Origin of the sequence: Rathayibacter sp. AY2B5, from assembly GCF_002931645.1 — a bacterium.
Taxonomy (GTDB): Bacteria; Actinomycetota; Actinomycetes; order Actinomycetales; family Microbacteriaceae; genus Rathayibacter.
The window spans coordinates 26,143-43,552 of sequence record NZ_PSUE01000027.1; the positions used below are offsets into that span (position 1 = coordinate 26,143).

A 17,410-nucleotide genomic window follows, 5' to 3' on the forward strand; every position below is an offset into this window, starting at 1 on the left:
CTTCGCTCCGGGGCGGGCGCCCTTGCGGGCGGACCCGCTGCCTGAGCCGCTCCGCCGCTCCCCCGCGTCGGGGCCGCTCACGCACGAGACGGCCCCTCCCGGAAGGGGAGGAGCCGCCTCGGGGTGGGGCTACTGGGAGACGTCGGCTCCGAAGTAGCGCTCGGAGATGGAGGCGAGGGTGCCGTCCTCGCGCAGCTCGTCGAGGGCGGAGTCGACGGCCTCGACGAGGTCGTCCGAGCCCTTCGGGAAGGTGAAGGCGCTCTCGGAGGTGTCGTCGGTGGTGACGGCGACCTTGAGGCCCGCGGCCTGGTCGGGGTAGGTCGTGGACCAGTCGAGCCAGGTGAGGCGGTCGTTCACGGTCGCGTCCACGCGGCCCTGCTCGACGAGGGCGATGGCCTGCGCCCAGCCCTCGACGCCCTCGACCTCGGCGCCGTTCTCCTGCGCGACGGTGTACCAGTTGCTCGAGAGCGACTGCGCGGTGGTCTTGCCGGAGAGGCCGGCGAGGTCGGTGATCGAGGTGTCGCTCGAGGGGACGATCACGACGCCGGGGCTGACCGAGTACGGCTCCGAGAAGTCGTACTTCGCCTCGCGCTCGTCGTTGATCGAGACCTGGTTCGCGATCACGTCGAAGCGCGCTCCGTCCAGGCCCGCGAACATCGCGTCCCACTGCGTCTCCTGGAAGTCGGGCTCGACGCCCAGCTTCTCGGCCACGGCGGTGATCACGTCGACGTCGTAGCCGGTGAGGGCTCCCGTCCCGCCGTCGGCGTGGAAGGAGAAGGGCGGGTAGGTGCCCTCGGTGCCGATGGTGAGCTTTCCCGACTCCTCGACCTCGGCCAGTGTCAGGCCGGAGCTCGCGGAGGCGGTGCCCTCGCCGCTCGAGCCGGAGACCACGTCGTCGGTCGAGGCGGGCGCGCAGCCGGCGAGGACCAGGGCGGCGGCGGCGGCGGTCGTGCCGAGCAGGACGCGCAGGGAGGTGCGGGCGGAGAGGGTCACGGTGTTGTCCTTCGGTGCATCACGGAGTCGTGGCGGTCCCGCTGCGCCGGATGCGGCGCGGGGATCGACGAGGGGACGGGTCGTCCCGGGGCGGACCGCTGCTCGGCGGAACCGCCCGGAGTGACGATAACCAGTGGAGGGGGCGGCCCTATTCCCGGATGTCGCCGTGTGACGCCGGGAGTCCGGCCAGGAAGTGCTCGGCACCGGCGACCTCGTCGCTCGTGAGGCCCGCCGCCGACTCCGGACGCACCAGGTGGAAGGGGGTGCTCTGCTCGCGGGCCCAGTCGTAGGCGTCCTCGTGGAGGTTGTCGTCGATCCACACCACGGCGTCGATCGCGCCGCGCTCGGCGGCCGCCTCCAGCCACACCGCGACGGGCTGGAGCTTGCCCGTCCGGCCCGGGAACCGCGGGTCGCGCGGGAGGCCGCCGTCGAAGACGATCGCCTCCGTACCCGCCGGCAGCCCGAGGTCCTGGGCGAGGACCCGCGTCAAGCGCGGCGGCCAGGTCGTGGCCCACACGATCGTGCCGACCGCGGCCAGGCGGGCGACGAGCGCCGCCCGCTCCGGCTCGAGCTCCAGGCGGTGCGAGCCCGAGGCGCGATCGCTGCGGACGGAGGGGTTCAGGACGCCGTCGACGTCGAGCAGGATCAGGGCGGCCATGCCTGTCACCGTAGCGGCGGCGGGGCGGATCGCGCGAGGAGCGCTAGCGTGACGGGATGCCTCCGTCCCTCCTGCTGCCGGGAGGCCGCACAGCCTTTCTGGGGCCGGATCCCGTGCGGCCGGAGGCGCTGCTGCTCACGGTCGACGGCGCGGAGCAGTCGCTGATCGATCCGGGCGATCCCCGGGCTCTGCACCTCGAGTACCTCGCGCGCCTCGGCGCGGTGGTCGACGCCGCCGCCCCGCCCGGCGAGCCGCTGCGCGTGCTGCACCTCGGAGCCGGAGCCCTGGCCCTGGCCCGGTACGTCGCCGCGACCCGGCCGGGCTCCGAGCAGCTCGCGGTGGAGAGCGCGGCGGGACTCGTGGAGTTCGTGCTCGAGCACGCGCCGCTCCCCCGCGGCGCGCGCGTCCGGTTCCTCACGGCCGACGCCGCAGGGCCCCTGCCGCCCTGGAGCGCCGACCTCGTCGTGCTCGACGTCTACGACGGGGACGAGATCCCGGAGGCGTTCTACCGCGCGTCCGTCCTCGCTCCGCTCGCCGCCCGCGTCGGCGCCGACGGGCTCCTCGCGGTCAACGTCGCCGACGACGCCGACCACCGGAGGCTGGACCGCCTGCGCGGGGTCGTCCGGGAGCTGCTCCCGGTCACCGCAGCGGTCGGATCGACGGCCTTCGTCGAGGGGCGCACCGGCGGGAACGCGATCCTGCTCGCCTCAGGCTCGGCGCTCGCCGACCACGTCGCCGGCCGCCTGCTGCGCGCCGGCCCGCACCCGGTCTCCGCCGCGGCGGATGGCGACGTCGTGGTCGCCGAGGTGGCGGTAGAAGTCGACCCGTGAGTCGAGAGTGACGCCGGTCTCGAGGTACTTGGCGCGGATCCGCTTGATGTAGGTGCGGACGGTGTGCTCGGCGACGCTGAGGTCGACCGCGACGGTGCGGACCGCGGCACCCGCTCCGTAGGCGCGCATCACACGGCTCTCCTGGGGGCTCAGCACCGGGCGGCGCTCCTCGCGCCCGTGCACGAGCCGGTGGCGGGCGGTGTCCGAGATCCAGGTCCGGCCGGAGGCGACCGAGACGACCGCCGCGGCGAGCTCGCTGGGGTCGTCGCCCTTCCAGACGTAGGCCGCTCTCTCCCGTCGCAGCACGGCCCGCACCGGCTCCAGCGAGTCGGAGGAGGAGAGCACGACGAGGCCGACGGTCCGGGTAGCCGCACGCTCGAGGGTGTCGGCCACCTCCTCGCCGGGCACGCCGTCCAGGTCGAGGACCGCGATGCGGTCGACGCCCTCCTCGTCGTGCGAGAACTGCGGCAGAAGCTGCGCGAGCAGCGCCTGCAGCGCGGCACGCTCGATCGCTGGTCCGTCGACGACGGCCAGCGTGAACCGATCGAATCCGGTCACGGGGGTCCCCTAGCAGGGGCAGGTTCGGGTCCGCCCCGGCTGCACCGTAGCGGTCCGCGACGTCGTCGTGCACGTGATGGGACATTCCGTCTCAGTGGGAGGACGCCCCAGAGCACTCCGGATCGGCTCACGGAGCGCGTGGAGGACCACCCGCGGCACCGTCTCCGGCTAGTGTCCCTCTCCATGGACGACAGCGCAGAGGGCTCCCGGCGGGCCCGGAGGATCCCCGCGGAGCAGGTCCGCAGCCGCATGATCGCCACGGCGCGCGACGTCGTCTCGAACCACGGCCTCACGGTGAGCTTCGCGCACCTGCCCATGGAGGAGTACATCCGCCTGGCCGGCGTGCCGCGCAGCTCCGTCTACCGGATCTGGAGCACGCGCGAGGAGTTCGTGGCCGACCTGGTCGGCGAGGTCTTCGTGCGGGACCGGTACGCGGAGGGCGCCGATCCCGAGGCCCAGCAGGAGATGCGCGAGGTCTACGAGCGCTCCACCGATCTGCTCTCCACGGCCGCCGGCCGCCGCCGGGTCGCCTGGGAGACCATCCGCATCGGCGCGCGGGCCAATGCCGAGTCGCTCCGCCGCTCCGCCGACTGGTCCTCGTACAACGCGCTGCTCGCCTGCACTTTCTCGATGGAGGAGGGGCCTGCACGCGACGCCGTGCGCGCCACGGCGAAGCGGATCGAGGGCATGCTCACGCGCCGGATGCGCGACTTCTACGAGGAGACGCTGCAGGTCTTCGGCGGGACGATGCGCCCGGGATTCACGACGCTCCAGCTCGCCCACCTCACCGCGATCGTGATCGACGGGCTCGCCCACCGCGGCCGGCTCCTCGACGACGACCTCGACGCTCCGGTAACCGCCCCCGGCCTCGACGGCGAGCCGGTCGAGTGGACCCTGGCGGCCTGGACGATCCGCTCGATCGTCGACGGGATGCTGGAGCCGGTCGCGGAGGACTGAGCGGACCCCGCGACCCGGATCACTCGTCCGGTTCGGTGAACCCGTCGATCAGCAGCAGCACCGACACCACCGCCAGTGACGGCCCCTCGGGATCGGCCGGGTCGAGCGGGCCGGTCACCAGCTCCGGTGCCGCGATCCGCGCGATGCACAGCCCCTCGATCAGGGCCGAGACGGCGGAGGCGAGAGCGGCGGAGCCGCGGTCCGGGCGCAGCCGGAGCCCCGCCTCGGCGAGGGTGTGCTCGTAGTACTTCGCCATGTTGTCGATGAAGTGCAGCTGGCGGGCGCGCAGAGCGGATCCGATGGCGGTCCGCGCCGGCTCTTCGTGCGAGCCCACCGCGCCGGCGAGAGCGATGAAGTTGCGCCAGTGCTGCGACGAGAAGACGTTGTCGACGTTCGCATCGACGGCGACCCGGACGGAGGCGATCAGGGCCTCGCGGCGCTGCGCCGGGGTCGGCTCGGGGTCGAGGCTGTGGTGGAGGTGGGAGTTCCCGGCCCGCAGGGACGGCTGGTCGAGGCGGGTGGCGAGGACCCGCTCCGGGATCGCGGCGATCAGCTCGTCGTAGAACGCCTGGCGAGTGGGCCAGATCCGGTACACGGTGCTGCGCGGAACACCCGCCGAGCGGATGACGTCCTCGAGGGGCAGGTGGGCGACTCCGACGCGCAGGCCCTCGGCGCGGACGACCGCGAGAGCGGCGTCCAGCAGGCGGGTGCGGACCTGCTCGCGGGTCAGGCGGGGAGGACGCGCCGGCTCCTCCGCATCGAGGGGGTCGTCGCTCATCAGGCCTCCGGCGCCGGGATGCACGGAGGAGCCTCCGACATCTACTGTCCAGCCGAGCGTACCCGGAGGGAGCGCGGAACGTGAGAGGAGATCGGAGACGGGCGCGGCCCGCGCATGCGGCTCGGGTGCCGCGCGGGCCGCGCTGCCTGTCCCCCAGGCGGCCTCCCCATGGGCCGGTCCGACCGTATGCTTCCCGACAGACGTCCGTCAACTGACGCGACATGGTGTCTCCTCGGCGGTGTCCGCCGACCGGTCACGAGGACCGCCTCCGGGACTCCTCCGCCGCCGGGAGCGCCCTCGCCGCGGTCTGCGCTCGAGAGGCGTGCGGAGCGGACAGCTCGCCCGCGACGACGTCCGACACGACGCCGGTGGCGTGCTCGACGAGGTCGACGTTCCGGGTCAGCCGCGCGTGGTGGCACGGGCTCGCGTCGACGTCGACCACGAGCTTCGCGAAGCGCAGAGCGTCGCCGAGCCGCGCGAACGGCGAGAGCTCGGCGACGAGGGACGGCACGTCAGCTGCGGCGAGGTAGGTGTAGCGGCAGGTCGAGACCACGTAGTCGTCGACTCCGGCCGTCGCCGATCCGGTCGCGACCATGATGTCGCCGAGGTCGACCGGGGCGCTGGCCAGGCCGAGCGCCACCGCGGCGGTCACCTGGATGTCACCCACCAGCGCCGTCACGTGGACACCGGCGGGCCAGGGCGGCAGGGAGCCGAGCTCGGTCGACCCCGTCCGCAGTCCCTTGCCCGCCGCCGAGGCGAGGGCGTCGATCATCGGCACTCCCGTGCACTCCCCCGCGTGCTCGGCGTCCTCCGAGACGGCGTCCCCGCAGGAGGCGAGCATCGCCGAGACGCTCAGCCGGCTCTGCGGGTCCAGTCCTGCGATCACCGCGGGGCTGACCTGACCGGAGTCGTCGACCATCCGTCCGAGGCGCTCCGCGACGTCGGATCCCGTGTTCGGGGTGCCGAAGGTGAGGACGGACGAGACCATCGAGGCGACGGCGGTCCCGTCGACCGAGCCGCTCAGCGCCTGGCGGGCGGCGAGCCCTCCCATCGAGTGCGCGACGACGACGGCGCGGTGCCCGGTCGCGGAGACGAGGCAGGCGATCGAGGAGGCGAGCGCGTCGCTGATCCCCGGGTCGGTGACCCAGCGCGCAGCGAGCCGGCGGTAGTCGAAGGTGTAGACCGCGGCGCCGTCGATCTGCTGCAGTCGGCCGAGGAGGGACGGCTCGGGAGCGTCGAGCGGAGCGGTCGCCGACTCCGACGACACCATGTCGACGAGATGGGAGAAGGCCCCTGTGCGGTCGGCGTCGTGCGTCGCCGTGCCCAGCCAGCCGTGCAGCATCACGATGGGGACCAGGGCGGCGGCGGAGCGCGGCCGGACGTCGTCGCCCGTGAGCACGGGAGCCAGCTCCGCGACGCCGCAGGACGAGGGTGCGACCGCCTCTGCCGCCTCCGCCCGCCCCGCGGGCACCACGACGACGCCGACCACCACGAGCAGTGCGGCCAGCACGACGATCACGAGTCTCATCCGCGCGTTTCCTCACGTGCCGCGACCAGGACGGGGAACGGGTACAGGCTCGACCCGACGAGCACCCATCGAGTCAATCACCCCGCTCCTGCGGGGAAGGCCGCTCGTCGCGAACGGGCGGCCCCCCGTGCGGGTGACCGCGGGTCGGGGACGACGAAGGCCCCGCCGGTGTCCCGACGGGGCCTTCGATCGTTCAGCTCACCTGGATCAGCTGTAGTTGCCCGGCTCGTAGCCGTCGCTCGAGAACGAGTCGAAGTCGACGAACGAGAGGTCGGCGTCGCTGAACGCGGCGTCGTCGGCGAAGATGCGGTTGGGGTACCGCTCGGCCTTCGCCTCCTCGGTCGCCTCGACCGACACGTTCCGGTACTTGGGCAGACCGGTTCCCGCCGGGATCAGCTTTCCGATGATCACGTTCTCCTTCAGGCCCATCAGCGGGTCGCGCTTGCCCTCCATGGCCGCCTGCGTCAGGACGCGGGTGGTCTCCTGGAAGGACGCGGCCGACAGCCACGACTCGGTCGCGAGCGAGGCCTTGGTGATGCCCATGACCTCCTGGCGGGCGGACGCGGTCCGCTTGCCCTCGGTCAGAGCCGCACGGTTGACCTCGCTGTAGCGCGAGCGGTCGACGAGCTCGCCCGGCAGCAGCTCCGTGTCGCCGTGGTCGACCACGGTGACCTTGCGGAGCATCTGACGCACGATGACCTCGATGTGCTTGTCGTGGATCGGCACACCCTGCGAGCGGTAGACGCCCTGGACGCCGCCCACCAGGTGCTTCTGGACCTCGCGGACGCCCAGCACGCGCAGGACCTCCTTGGGGTCGACCGTTCCGACGTGCAGCTGCTGCCCGAGCTCGACGTGCTGGCCGTCCTCGATGAGGAGCTGCGAGCGCTTGAGCACCGGGTAGATGACCGCCTCGTCGCCGTTGTCCGGCTGGAGGATGACGCGGCGGGCACGGTCGGTGTCCTCGATGGTGATCCGGCCGGCGGCCTCCGCGATCGGCGACGCGCCCTTGGGGGTGCGGGCCTCGAAGAGCTCCTGCACGCGGGGAAGACCCTGCGTGATGTCGTCGGCCGAGGCCGATCCACCGGTGTGGAAGGTGCGCATCGTGAGCTGCGTGCCGGGCTCGCCGATCGACTGGGCCGCGATGATGCCGACGGCCTCTCCGATGTCGACGAGCTTGCCGGTGGCGAGCGAGCGGCCGTAGCAGGCCGCGCAGACGCCGACGGCGGACTCGCAGGTCAGGACGGAGCGCACCTTGATGTGGCGCACGCCCGCTCCGACCAGCTTCTCGATGAGCACGTCGCCCACGTCCTCGCCGGCCTCGGCGACGAGCTCGCCGGCCTCGTTCGACGCCGGGGTGGCGAGCGAACGGGCGTAGACGGAGTTCTCGACGTTGGAGTCCTTGATCCAGGCGCCGGTGGCGTCCTGGAGCATGATCGGCAGGTCGAGGCCCTTCGAGGTGCCGCAGTCCTCCTCGCGGATGATGACGTCCTGCGAGACGTCGACGAGTCGACGCGTCAGGTAGCCCGAGTCCGCGGTGCGGAGCGCGGTGTCGGCCAGGCCCTTGCGGGCACCGTGCGTGGCGATGAAGTACTCGGCGACCGACAGGCCCTCGCGGTACGAGGAGATGATCGGTCGGGCGATGATCTCGCCCTTCGGGTTGTTCACCAGGCCTCGCATGCCGGCGATGTTGCGCACCTGCAGCCAGTTGCCGCGGGCACCGGAGGTGACCATGCGGTTGATGGTGTTGTCCGTCGGGAAGTTCGCGCGCATGGCCTTGGCGACCTCGTCGGTCGCCTCGGTCCAGATCTTCACGAGCTCCTGGCGGCGCTCGGCCTGAGTGGTCAGACCCTTGTCGTACTCGGACTCGACCTTCGCGGCCTTCTTCTCGTAGCCCGCGATGATCTCGGGCTTCGACGGAGGCGTGAGGATGTCGGACAGCGCCACGGTGACACCCGAGCGGGTGGCCCAGTAGAAGCCGGCGTCCTTGATCCGGTCGAGGGAGGCGGCGACCTCCACCTTCGGGTAGCGCTCCGCGAGGTCGTTGACGATCCCGGAGATGGTCGTCTTGTCGGCGACCTGCTCGAAGTAGGGGTAGTCGACCGGCAGCGCCTCGTTGAAGAGGGCGCGGCCGAGCGTGGTCTCGAGGAGGACCGGCGCGGTGACCTTGCCGTTCTCGTCGATCTCGACGCCCTCGGGTGCCTGACCCTGCGCGAAGTACACGTCCGACATGCGGATCCTGACCTTCGAGTTCAGGTGCAGCGAGCCCTGGTCCTTCGCGAGGATCGCCTCCGAGACGGAGGAGAACGCGCGGCCCTCGCCGGCGGCGCCCTCGCGGATCGTCGTCAGGTGGTGGAGGCCGATGATCATGTCCTGCGTGGGCAGGGTGACCGGACGGCCGTCCGAGGGCTTGAGGATGTTGTTCGACGCGAGCATCAGGATGCGCGCCTCGGCCTGGGCCTCGACGGACAGCGGCAGGTGGACGGCCATCTGGTCGCCGTCGAAGTCCGCGTTGAACGCGGCGCAGACGAGCGGGTGCAGCTGGATCGCCTTGCCCTCGACCAGCTGGGGCTCGAAGGCCTGGATGCCGAGACGGTGCAGCGTGGGCGCGCGGTTCAGCAGGACGGGGCGCTCGCGGATGATCTCCTCGAGCACGTCCCACACCTGCGGGCGCGAGCGCTCCACCATGCGCTTGGCGGCCTTGATGTTCTGCGCGTGCGACAGGTCGATCAGGCGCTTGATCACGAACGGCTTGAACAGCTCCAGCGCCATCTGCTTGGGCAGACCGCACTGGTGCAGCTTGAGCTGCGGGCCGACGATGATGACCGAGCGGCCCGAGTAGTCGACGCGCTTGCCCAGCAGGTTCTGGCGGAAGCGACCCTGCTTTCCCTTGAGCATGTCGCTCAGGGACTTCAGGGCGCGGTTGCCGGTTCCGGTGACGGGGCGGCCGCGGCGGCCGTTGTCGAAGAGGGCGTCGACCGCCTCCTGGAGCATGCGCTTCTCGTTGTTCACGATGATCTCGGGGGCACCGAGGTCGAGCAGGCGGCGGAGTCGGTTGTTGCGGTTGATCACGCGACGGTAGAGGTCGTTCAGGTCGCTGGTCGCGAACCGGCCTCCGTCGAGCTGCACCATCGGGCGCAGCTCCGGCGGGATGACCGGGACGACGTCGAGGACCATCGCGGCCGGCGAGTTGCCTGTGGCGAGGAACGAGTTGACGACGCGCAGGCGCTTGATGGCGCGGATCTTCTTCTGACCCTTGCCCTCGGCGATCTGCAGGTGCAGCGTCTCGGCCTCGGCCTGGAGGTCGAACTGCTCGAGGCGCTTCTTGATCGCCTCGGCGCCCATGTAGGCCTCGAAGTAGACGCCGTACCGGTCGACGAGCTCGTTGAAGACCGCGTCCTCGGGCTTGAGGTCGCCGACCTTGAGGGTGCGGAACTGCTCCCACACGCTCTCGAGCCGCGCGATGTCCTCGTCGAAGGACTTGCGGATCTGGCCCATCTCCTTCTCGGCGCCGTCCTTGGTGCGGCGCTTCTGGTCGCTCTTGGCGCCCTCCGCCTCCAGGGCGGCGAGGTCGGTCTCCAGGCGCGCCAGGCGGTCCGCGATGCGGGAGTCGCGCTGGTCCGAGAGGGTCTTGATCTCGAGCCGGAGCTCGTTCTCGAGCCCGGGCATGTCGGCGTGACGGCCGTCGTCGTCCACGTCGATGATCATGTACGCCGCGAAGTAGATGACCTTCTCGAGGTCCTTCGGCGCCATGTCCAGCAGGTATCCGAGGCGCGAGGGGACGCCCTTGAAGTACCAGATGTGGGTGACGGGGGCGGCGAGCTCGATGTGGCCCATCCGCTCGCGGCGGACCGAGGACTTGGTGACCTCGACGCCGCAGCGCTCGCAGACGATGCCCTTGAAGCGGACTCGCTTGTACTTGCCGCAGGAGCACTCCCAGTCGCGAGAGGGTCCGAAGATCTGCTCGCCGAACAGGCCGTCCTTCTCGGGCTTCAGGGTGCGGTAGTTGATGGTCTCGGGCTTCTTCACTTCACCGTGCGACCAGCGACGGATGTCATCGGCCGTTGCGAGGCCGATGCGCAGCTCATCGAAAGTGGTTACGTCGAGCAATGTTTTCTCCTTGTCGGAAAACAGGGTGTCTCGTCAGAGACGGGAGGTCGTCAGATGCTGGCGCGGATCAGATGTCGTCGACGGAGGACGACTCGAACCGGGAGGAGATGTTGATGCCGAGCTCTTCCGCGGCGCGGTAGACCTCGTCATCGGTGTCGCGCAGGCTGACCGCGGTGCCGTCGGCCGAGAGGACCTCGACGTTCAGGCACAGGGACTGCATCTCCTTGATGAGGACCTTGAAGGACTCCGGGATGCCGGGCTCCTGGATGTTCTCGCCCTTGACGATGGCCTCGTACACCTTCACGCGGCCGAGGATGTCGTCCGACTTGATGGTGAGGAGCTCCTGGAGGGCGTAGGCGGCGCCGTAGGCCTCGAGGGCCCACACCTCCATCTCGCCGAAGCGCTGGCCGCCGAACTGCGCCTTACCACCGAGCGGCTGCTGGGTGATCATCGAGTACGGGCCCGTCGAGCGCGCGTGGATCTTGTCATCGACGAGGTGGTGCAGCTTCAGGATGTACATGTAGCCGACCGAGACCGGGTCCGGGAAGGGCTCCCCGGAGCGGCCGTCGAACAGCTGCGTCTTGCCGGACGAGCCGATCAGGCGCTCTCCGTCGCGGGTCGGGGTGGTGGAGTCGAGGAGCCCTGCGAGCTCCTCCTCCGCCGCGCCGTCGAAGACGGGGGTCGCGACCTTGGTGCCGGGCGCCGCCTCACGGGCGTGCTCGGGCAGGCGCGCGGCCCACTCCGGCTGGCCCTCGACCTTCCAGCCCTGCTTCGCGATCCAGCCGAGGTGGATCTCGAGGACCTGGCCGAAGTTCATGCGGCCGGGGACGCCGAGCGGGTTGAGGACGATGTCGACCGGGGTGCCGTCGGCGAGGAACGGCATGTCCTCGACCGGCAGGATCTTCGAGATGACGCCCTTGTTGCCGTGGCGGCCGGCGAGCTTGTCGCCCTCGGTGATCTTGCGCTTCTGGGCGATGTAGACGACCACGCGCTGGTTGACGCCCGAGCCGAGCTCGTCGTCGCCGTCCTGCGCGTCGAACACCTTGACGCCGATGATCGTGCCCTGCTCGCCGTGGGGCACCTTCAGCGACGTGTCGCGGACCTCGCGGCTCTTCTCGTTGAAGATCGCGCGGAGCAGGCGCTCCTCGGCCGAGAGCTCGGTCTCGCCCTTGGGCGTGACCTTGCCGACGAGGATGTCGCCGGGGCGGACCTCGGCGCCGATGCGGATGATGCCGCGCTCGTCCAGGTCGGCCAGGAGCTCCGGGCTGACGTTGGGGAGGTCGCGGGTGATCTCCTCCTTGCCGAGCTTGGTGTCGCGGGCGTCGACCTCGTACTCCTCGATGTGGATCGAGGAGAGGACGTCGTCCTTCACCAGGTTCTGGCTGAGGATGATCGCGTCCTCGAAGTTGTGGCCCTCCCACGGCATGAACGCGACGAGCAGGTTCTTGCCCAGCGCGAGCTCGCCGTTCTCGGTGGCGGGGCCGTCGGCGACGACCTCGCCGACCTCGATGCGCTCGCCGGCCGAGACGACCACGCGGTTGTTGTACGAGGTGCCCTGGTTGGAGCGGTCGAACTTGCGGAGGAAGTAGGTCTGCGTGCCGCCCTCGTCCAGCTGGACGGTGACGGAGTCGGCGGAGACCTCCTGGACGACACCGGCCTTGTCGGCGGTGATGACGTCGCCGGCGTCGATGGCCGCGAAGCCCTCCATGCCGGTTCCGACGACGGGCGACTCGCTGCGCAGCAGCGGGACGGCCTGACGCTGCATGTTCGCGCCCATGAGCGCGCGGTTCGCGTCGTCGTGCTCGAGGAACGGGATCAGCGAGGTCGCGACCGAGACCATCTGGCGCGGCGAGACGTCCATGTAGTGGACGCGCTCGGCGTCGACGAGCTCGACCTCTCCGCCCTTGGGGCGGACCAGGACCTTGCCCTCCGCGAAGCGGAAGTCCTTCGTGAGGGGGGCGTTCGCCTGGGCGACCAGGTACTCGTCCTCCTCGGACGCGGTGAGGTAGTCGATCTGCGAGGTGACGGTGCCGTCGACGACCTTGCGGTACGGGGTCTCGATGAAGCCGAACGAGTTGATGCGCGCGAAGGACGCGAGCGATCCGATCAGGCCGATGTTCGGGCCTTCCGGGGTCTCGATCGGGCACATGCGGCCGTAGTGCGAGGGGTGGACGTCGCGGACCTCGACGCCGGCGCGCTCGCGGGAGAGTCCGCCGGGGCCGAGCGCCGACAGGCGGCGCTTGTGGGTCAGACCCGCGAGCGGGTTGTTCTGGTCCATGAACTGCGACAGCTGGCTGGTCCCGAAGAACTCCTTGATCGCGGCGACGACGGGGCGCACGTTGATCAGGGTCTGCGGGGTGATCGCCTCGATGTCCTGCGTGGTCATGCGCTCGCGGACGACGCGCTCCATGCGGGACAGTCCGGTGCGGACCTGGTTCTGGATCAGCTCGCCGACCGCGCGGATTCGGCGGTTGCCGAAGTGGTCGATGTCGTCGACGTCGAGACGCAGCTCGACCGACTCGCCGTCGCGCACGCCGGGGAGGGCGGTGCGGCCGTCGTGCAGGGCGACCAGGTACTTGATGGTCGCGATGATGTCCTCGACCGTGAGCACCGAGTCGGACAGCGCCTTGTCGATGCCGAGCTTGCGGTTGATCTTGTAGCGGCCGACCTTCGCGAGGTCGTAGCGCTTGGAGTTGAAGTAGAAGTTGTCCAGCAGCGCGCGGGCGGCCTCGGCGGCGACCTGCTCGCCCGGACGGAGCTTGCGGTAGATGTCGCGGAGGGCGTCCTCCTTGGTGAGGATGTTGTCCTTCTCGAGGGTCAGCTCGATCGACTCGTAGCCGGCGAACTGCTCGAGGATCTCCTCGCTCGTCAGGCCGAGGGCCTTGAGGAACACGGTGACCGACTGCTTGCGCTTGCGGTCGATGCGCACGCCGACCTGGTCGCGCTTGTCGATCTCGAACTCGAGCCAGGCGCCGCGGCTCGGGATGACGCGGGCGGAGTAGATGTCCTTGTCGGACGTCTTCTCCTGCTGGCGCTCGAAGTAGACGCCGGGGCTGCGCACGAGCTGGGACACGACGACACGCTCGGTGCCGTTGATGATGAACGTGCCCTTCTCGGTCATCAGCGGGAAGTCGCCCATGAAGACCGTCTGGGTCTTGATCTCACCCGTGAGGTGGTTCATGAACTCGGCCTCGACGTACAGCGGAGCGGCGTAGGTCTTGCCGCGCTCCTTGCACTCCTCGATCGTGTACTTCTCGGGCTCGAGGTACGGGTTCGTGAAGCTCAGCTGCATCGTCTCGCTGAGGTCCTCGATCGGGGAGATCTCCTCGAAGATCTCGTCGAGGCCGGAGTTGGCGGGGAGGTCCTCCCGGCCGGCGGCCTTCGCCTCGGCGACGCGGGTCTTCCACGCCTCCGAGCCGACGAGCCAGTCGAAGCTCTCGGTCTGCAGCGCGAGCAGATCCGGAACGGTCAGGGTGTCGCTGATCTTGGCGAACGAGAGACGCGAAGCTCCGCGTCCGTTCTTGGGTGAGGTGGTGGTCGCGGTGGACGCAGCAGCCAAGGAAGGAACCTCCGTAGACCCTCGCGGGTCTCAATCTGTGGGATGTGTGGAGTGGGCTCCCGCCGGACGGGCCGCCACCCCTGCCCGCACGCCGTGCGGACCGAGGCGACTCGGTCTTGGGGGCGGCGCTAGAGTGTAGCAACGGCATCCACCATCTGATGCCGGGTTCCGGTGACCTGCCGACCGCGATATGAGGGCATGGGTACTCGGGAGCGCAAAGTACGAATATAGCCGCATCGCGCCACGCCGCGCAAGTGCGGATGCTTGCGTCGCCCCGCGGGGTCCGGTATACGAGGCCACGGCCTCCCGGATCGATCCGACCGGGCCGGGCGCGGAGCCCCGCCGTCCCGCCGCCGCGGCAGACTGGTCGGATGCAGGAACGCACCGGCCGCCGACGCGGAGACGACTCCGAGCACCCCCGCGCCGTGCTCGCCAGCGGGTACACCGCGCGGATCGAGCCCGACCGCCACTCGCCCGAGGCGGCGACCCTGGTCGTCGACGGCACTCCGCAGTCGCACGTCGACCTCGCGGATCCGACGCACCTCTCGTTCGAGTACGTCCGCCGGATCGGCCACGCGATCGACCTCGTCGCCCCCGAGGGCGAGAGCGTCACGGCGCTCCACCTGGGCGCCGGAGCGCTGACCCTCCCCCGCTACGTCGCCGCGACCCGGCCGGGCTCGCGCCAGCAGGTCGTCGAGATCGAGGGCGCTCTGGTCGAGTTGGTGCGCGAGGCGCTCCCGCTCCCCCGCGGGGCGCAGATCCGCATCCGCCAGGGCGACGCCCGCGAGGTGCTCGGCAAGCTGCCGCCCGGGCTGCGCGGCACGGTCGACGTGGTCGTCGTCGACATCTTCTCGGGCGCGCGCACTCCCGCGCACGTGACCAGCGCCGAGTTCTACGGGGCGATCGCGCCGCTGCTCGCCCCCGGCGGCCTGGTCGCGGTGAACGTGGCCGACGGCGGCGCGCTCGCCTTCGCCCGCGCCCAGGCCGCGACGCTCGCCTCCGTCTTCGCGCACACCGCGATCATGACCGACACCCAGATGCTCAAGGCCAAGCGCTTCGGGAACGTGGTGATGCTCGCCTCGGCCGATCCGCTGCCGCTCGACGGCCTGCCGCGGCGCCTCGCCTCCGACCCCGCGCCCTCCAAGCTGGTGCAGGGGCGGGAGCTCGAGAACTTCATCGCCGGCGCCCTCGTCGTCACGGACGAGACCGCCACCCCGTCGCCGCTGCCGGCGCGGAGCATCTTCCAGGTGCGACGGGGCTGACCCGGGCCGCGCGTCGGGGCGCCGTCCGGGGACCCGCCGGTACACTCGACGCCGGGGTCAGCGACCCCGACCGTCCTCTCGTCCGCCGCGCGCGACGATCCGGATCCGCACTCCACGAGGAAGCATCGCCCTGAGCATCATCATCCGCCACGACCCCGCGACCCTCCACGAGGAGATCGACGTCGACGCCGCCCAGGAGCGCCTGGAGGAGATCGGCGCGCTGCGCAGCCTCGCCGCGCTCACCGAGAAGGCGGAGCTGCTGCGCCTGCTCGGGCGCGTCGACGAGGCGTGGGACCTCGCGAACGAGGCCGTCCGCCGCACCCGCTTCTCCGGCGACCGCGCCGAGCTGCTCACCGCCCGCGTCCGCCGCGCCCGCCTCATGCAGCTGCGGGGCCGCACCGACGAGGCCCTCTCGGAGCTCGCGCTCTGCGTCGAGGAGGCCCGCACGCACGAGTGGCACCTCGAGCACTCCTTCGCGCTCAAGCACCGCGGCCTCACCTTCTTCGAGCTGGGCGAGTACGGTCGGGCGATGCGCGACTTCGACGCCGCGACCGCCCTCGGCGAGCGCGTCGGGGTCCCCGAGGAGGAGCTCGAGGTCGCCCGCCTGGGCTACGCCGCCGCCTCCGAGTTCCAGGACGGGACCGACCGCGAAGCCCGCACCGACGGCACCGCCCGCGGCCGCCGCCGCGCCGACGGCGACGAGTCCTAGGCAGCGCCACCGGTGGCCGACCTCGAGGACGTGGCCCGCTGGGCCGACGCGCTGATCGAGGAGCACCTCGACCCCTCCTGGTCCTTCGCGCTCGACCACGCGCGCACCCGCGGCGGCGCCTGCCACTGGACGCGCCGCCGGATCACGGTCTCGCGCCACCTCGCCGCCCGCTGGAGCGACGAGGAGGTCCGGCAGACCCTCCTGCACGAGGTCGCTCACGCGCTCGCGGGGCCCGACGCCGGGCACGGACCGCAGTGGCGGCGGATCGCGGCGCGGCTCGGCTACACGGGATCGCGCACCCACAGCAACCCGACCGCGGACGAGCTCGCACCGTGGGTCGGCACCTGCCCGGGCGGACACCTCTTCTACCGCCATCGCCGGCCCACCCGGCCCCTGGCCTGCGGCCGCTGCGCGCGCCGGTTCGAGCCCGCGAACGCGATCCAGTGGCGGCGCCGACCGGTCCCGGCGCCGTGACCCCGGACGAGGCCCCGCACGGCGGGCGCACGCCGGTCACCGGGCAGTGGCTCCCCGAGGCCGACGGCCGGCGCTGGTGGTTCGACTCCGGGAGCCTCGCACTCGACTTCGCCACGACCGGAGCACTGCCTCCGGGAGCGGCCGAGCACCTCGACTCCGACGCCGCCCTGGCCGCCTGGCTCGCCGAGCGCTTCGAGGCGGTCGTCCCCGAGAGCCGGGACGCACGCCTCGACGACGCGCTGATGCTCCGAGGCGCTATCGCCCGGCTGGCCGTCGCGGCCGAGGCGGGCACCGCGCTCGACCCGCGCGACGTCGACGTGGTCAACCTGGTCGCGGCGATGCCCGACATCCCACCGGTGCTGGGCGGAGGGTCGCGGCAGGCAGGACGGCTCCATGCGGCGGGCAGGCAGGCGCTCGCGTCCATCGCCCGGGAGGCCGTGGGGCTGCTGGGCCCGGCCGTGGCCGGACGGCTGAGGCGCTGCGCGGATCCGGAGTGCCGGATGCTCTACCTCGACACGTCCCGCGCCGGCTCGCGCCGCTGGTGCTCGATGCAGCGCTGCGGGAACCGGTCGAAGGTCCGGGCGTACCGGGCGCGCGCCGCCGCCCCGCGCGGCTGACGCACCGCCGCGGCACCGGGAGCGGCACCGCGGCGGGACGGGTCAGTCGGAGACGCGGACCGAGCGGTCGAAGGCGACGTAGCCCGAGAAGTCCTTGCCGACGCGGTCGAACGCCGTCGGGTAGGGGTGCGGGTACGACCAGGCCTTGTCCTTCTGCAGGCCGTCGCCGGTCTGCACCGAGAAGTACTGGCACTCGCCCTTCCACGGGCAGGTGTAGGGCGTGGGGCTCTCGACGAGCACGCCCTCGGCGATGCTCGACGGCGGGAAGTACCAGTTGCCCTCGATCGAGATCAGGTCGGAGTCGGGGGCGTCGGCGAGGACGACGTCGTTGAGGACGGCTTTCATGCGGGCCAGCTTTCGGTCGGGGCGGGGGGGGGCGG

General features: G+C 71.4%; 13 protein-coding genes. 5 read left to right on the top strand and 8 right to left on the bottom strand.

The window, feature by feature from the left end; all coding sequences use genetic code 11:
- Positions 1-129 precede the first annotated feature (129 nt).
- The 3 genes from C5C30_RS14650 to C5C30_RS14660 all read right to left on the bottom strand — a co-directional run bounded on the left by C5C30_RS14650 (position 130) and on the right by C5C30_RS14660 (position 3,039).
- Positions 130-993 carry an amino acid ABC transporter substrate-binding protein gene (locus tag C5C30_RS14650; protein ID WP_374953606.1) on the bottom strand — a complete coding sequence of 288 codons (864 nt, stop codon included), beginning with the start codon at positions 991-993 and terminating at the stop codon, positions 130-132.
- Between the two features lie 148 nt (positions 994-1,141).
- Positions 1,142-1,651, bottom strand: a complete 510-nt coding sequence (locus C5C30_RS14655; RefSeq protein ID WP_104233923.1) for an HAD domain-containing protein — start codon at positions 1,649-1,651, stop codon at positions 1,142-1,144.
- Between the two features lie 707 nt (positions 1,652-2,358).
- Positions 2,359-3,039: a LuxR C-terminal-related transcriptional regulator gene (locus C5C30_RS14660; protein WP_104224576.1), complete on the bottom strand. Its 681-nt coding sequence runs from the start codon at positions 3,037-3,039 to the stop codon at positions 2,359-2,361.
- 183 nt (positions 3,040-3,222) lie between these two features.
- Between C5C30_RS14660 and C5C30_RS14665 the strand changes: the two genes are divergently transcribed.
- Positions 3,223-3,996, top strand: coding sequence for a hypothetical protein (locus C5C30_RS14665; RefSeq protein ID WP_146076607.1), 774 nt, complete (start codon positions 3,223-3,225; stop codon positions 3,994-3,996).
- Positions 3,997-4,015: 19 nt separating this feature from the next.
- Here C5C30_RS14665 and C5C30_RS14670 read toward each other — a convergent pair whose 3' ends face one another.
- The 4 genes from C5C30_RS14670 to rpoB form a co-directional block, all read right to left on the bottom strand.
- Entirely contained in the window at positions 4,016-4,774 is a 759-nt protein-coding gene (locus tag C5C30_RS14670) for a TetR/AcrR family transcriptional regulator (RefSeq protein ID WP_104269388.1), read from the bottom strand.
- A gap of 253 nt (positions 4,775-5,027) precedes the next feature.
- Positions 5,028-6,302, bottom strand: coding sequence for a triacylglycerol lipase (locus C5C30_RS14675; protein WP_104333993.1), 1,275 nt, complete (start codon positions 6,300-6,302; stop codon positions 5,028-5,030).
- 207 nt (positions 6,303-6,509) lie between these two features.
- Positions 6,510-10,409 (bottom strand): DNA-directed RNA polymerase subunit beta', encoded by a 3,900-nt coding sequence (locus tag C5C30_RS14680; protein ID WP_104224580.1) that lies wholly within the window; start codon positions 10,407-10,409, stop codon positions 6,510-6,512.
- Positions 10,410-10,476: 67 nt separating this feature from the next.
- The gene (gene rpoB, locus C5C30_RS14685; protein WP_104260909.1) at positions 10,477-13,968 is read right to left on the bottom strand and encodes a DNA-directed RNA polymerase subunit beta; all 3,492 of its coding nucleotides are present in this window, start codon (positions 13,966-13,968) and stop codon (positions 10,477-10,479) included.
- 371 nt (positions 13,969-14,339) lie between these two features.
- Here rpoB and C5C30_RS14690 point away from each other — a divergent pair, with 371 nt between their 5' ends.
- From C5C30_RS14690 to C5C30_RS14705, 4 genes are all read left to right on the top strand, one after another.
- Complete coding sequence (locus tag C5C30_RS14690; protein ID WP_104226766.1) at positions 14,340-15,230, top strand: spermidine synthase; 891 nt, start codon at positions 14,340-14,342, stop codon at positions 15,228-15,230.
- A gap of 379 nt (positions 15,231-15,609) precedes the next feature.
- The gene (locus C5C30_RS17795; RefSeq protein ID WP_181027192.1) at positions 15,610-15,939 is read left to right on the top strand and encodes a hypothetical protein; all 330 of its coding nucleotides are present in this window, start codon (positions 15,610-15,612) and stop codon (positions 15,937-15,939) included.
- 12 nt (positions 15,940-15,951) lie between these two features.
- A complete protein-coding gene (locus tag C5C30_RS14700; RefSeq protein ID WP_104250885.1) occupies positions 15,952-16,413 on the top strand; it encodes a SprT-like domain-containing protein in 462 nt (153 codons plus the stop codon).
- A complete protein-coding gene (locus tag C5C30_RS14705) occupies positions 16,410-17,030 on the top strand; it encodes a CGNR zinc finger domain-containing protein (protein WP_104333995.1) in 621 nt (206 codons plus the stop codon). Before C5C30_RS14700 ends, C5C30_RS14705 begins: the two co-directional genes overlap by 4 nt.
- A gap of 42 nt (positions 17,031-17,072) precedes the next feature.
- Here the strand turns inward: C5C30_RS14705 and C5C30_RS14710 are convergent, their stop codons facing one another.
- A complete protein-coding gene (locus C5C30_RS14710; RefSeq protein WP_104224584.1) occupies positions 17,073-17,375 on the bottom strand; it encodes a DUF427 domain-containing protein in 303 nt (100 codons plus the stop codon).
- Positions 17,376-17,410 lie beyond the last annotated feature (35 nt).

Excerpts from the sequence above, each read along its gene's own strand:
- C5C30_RS14665 (WP_146076607.1), top strand. The coding sequence starts at position 3,223 with ATGGACGACAGCGCAGAGGGCTCCCGGCGGGCCCGGAGGATCCCCGCG.
- C5C30_RS17795 (WP_181027192.1), top strand. The coding sequence starts at position 15,610 with ATGCAGCTGCGGGGCCGCACCGACGAGGCCCTCTCGGAGCTCGCGCTC.
- C5C30_RS14655 (WP_104233923.1), bottom strand. The coding sequence starts at position 1,651 with ATGGCCGCCCTGATCCTGCTCGACGTCGACGGCGTCCTGAACCCCTCC.
- C5C30_RS14690 (WP_104226766.1), top strand. The coding sequence starts at position 14,340 with ATGCAGGAACGCACCGGCCGCCGACGCGGAGACGACTCCGAGCACCCC.
- C5C30_RS14670 (WP_104269388.1), bottom strand. The coding sequence starts at position 4,774 with ATGAGCGACGACCCCCTCGATGCGGAGGAGCCGGCGCGTCCTCCCCGC.
- C5C30_RS14675 (WP_104333993.1), bottom strand. The coding sequence starts at position 6,302 with ATGAGACTCGTGATCGTCGTGCTGGCCGCACTGCTCGTGGTGGTCGGC.
- C5C30_RS14710 (WP_104224584.1), bottom strand. The coding sequence starts at position 17,375 with ATGAAAGCCGTCCTCAACGACGTCGTCCTCGCCGACGCCCCCGACTCC.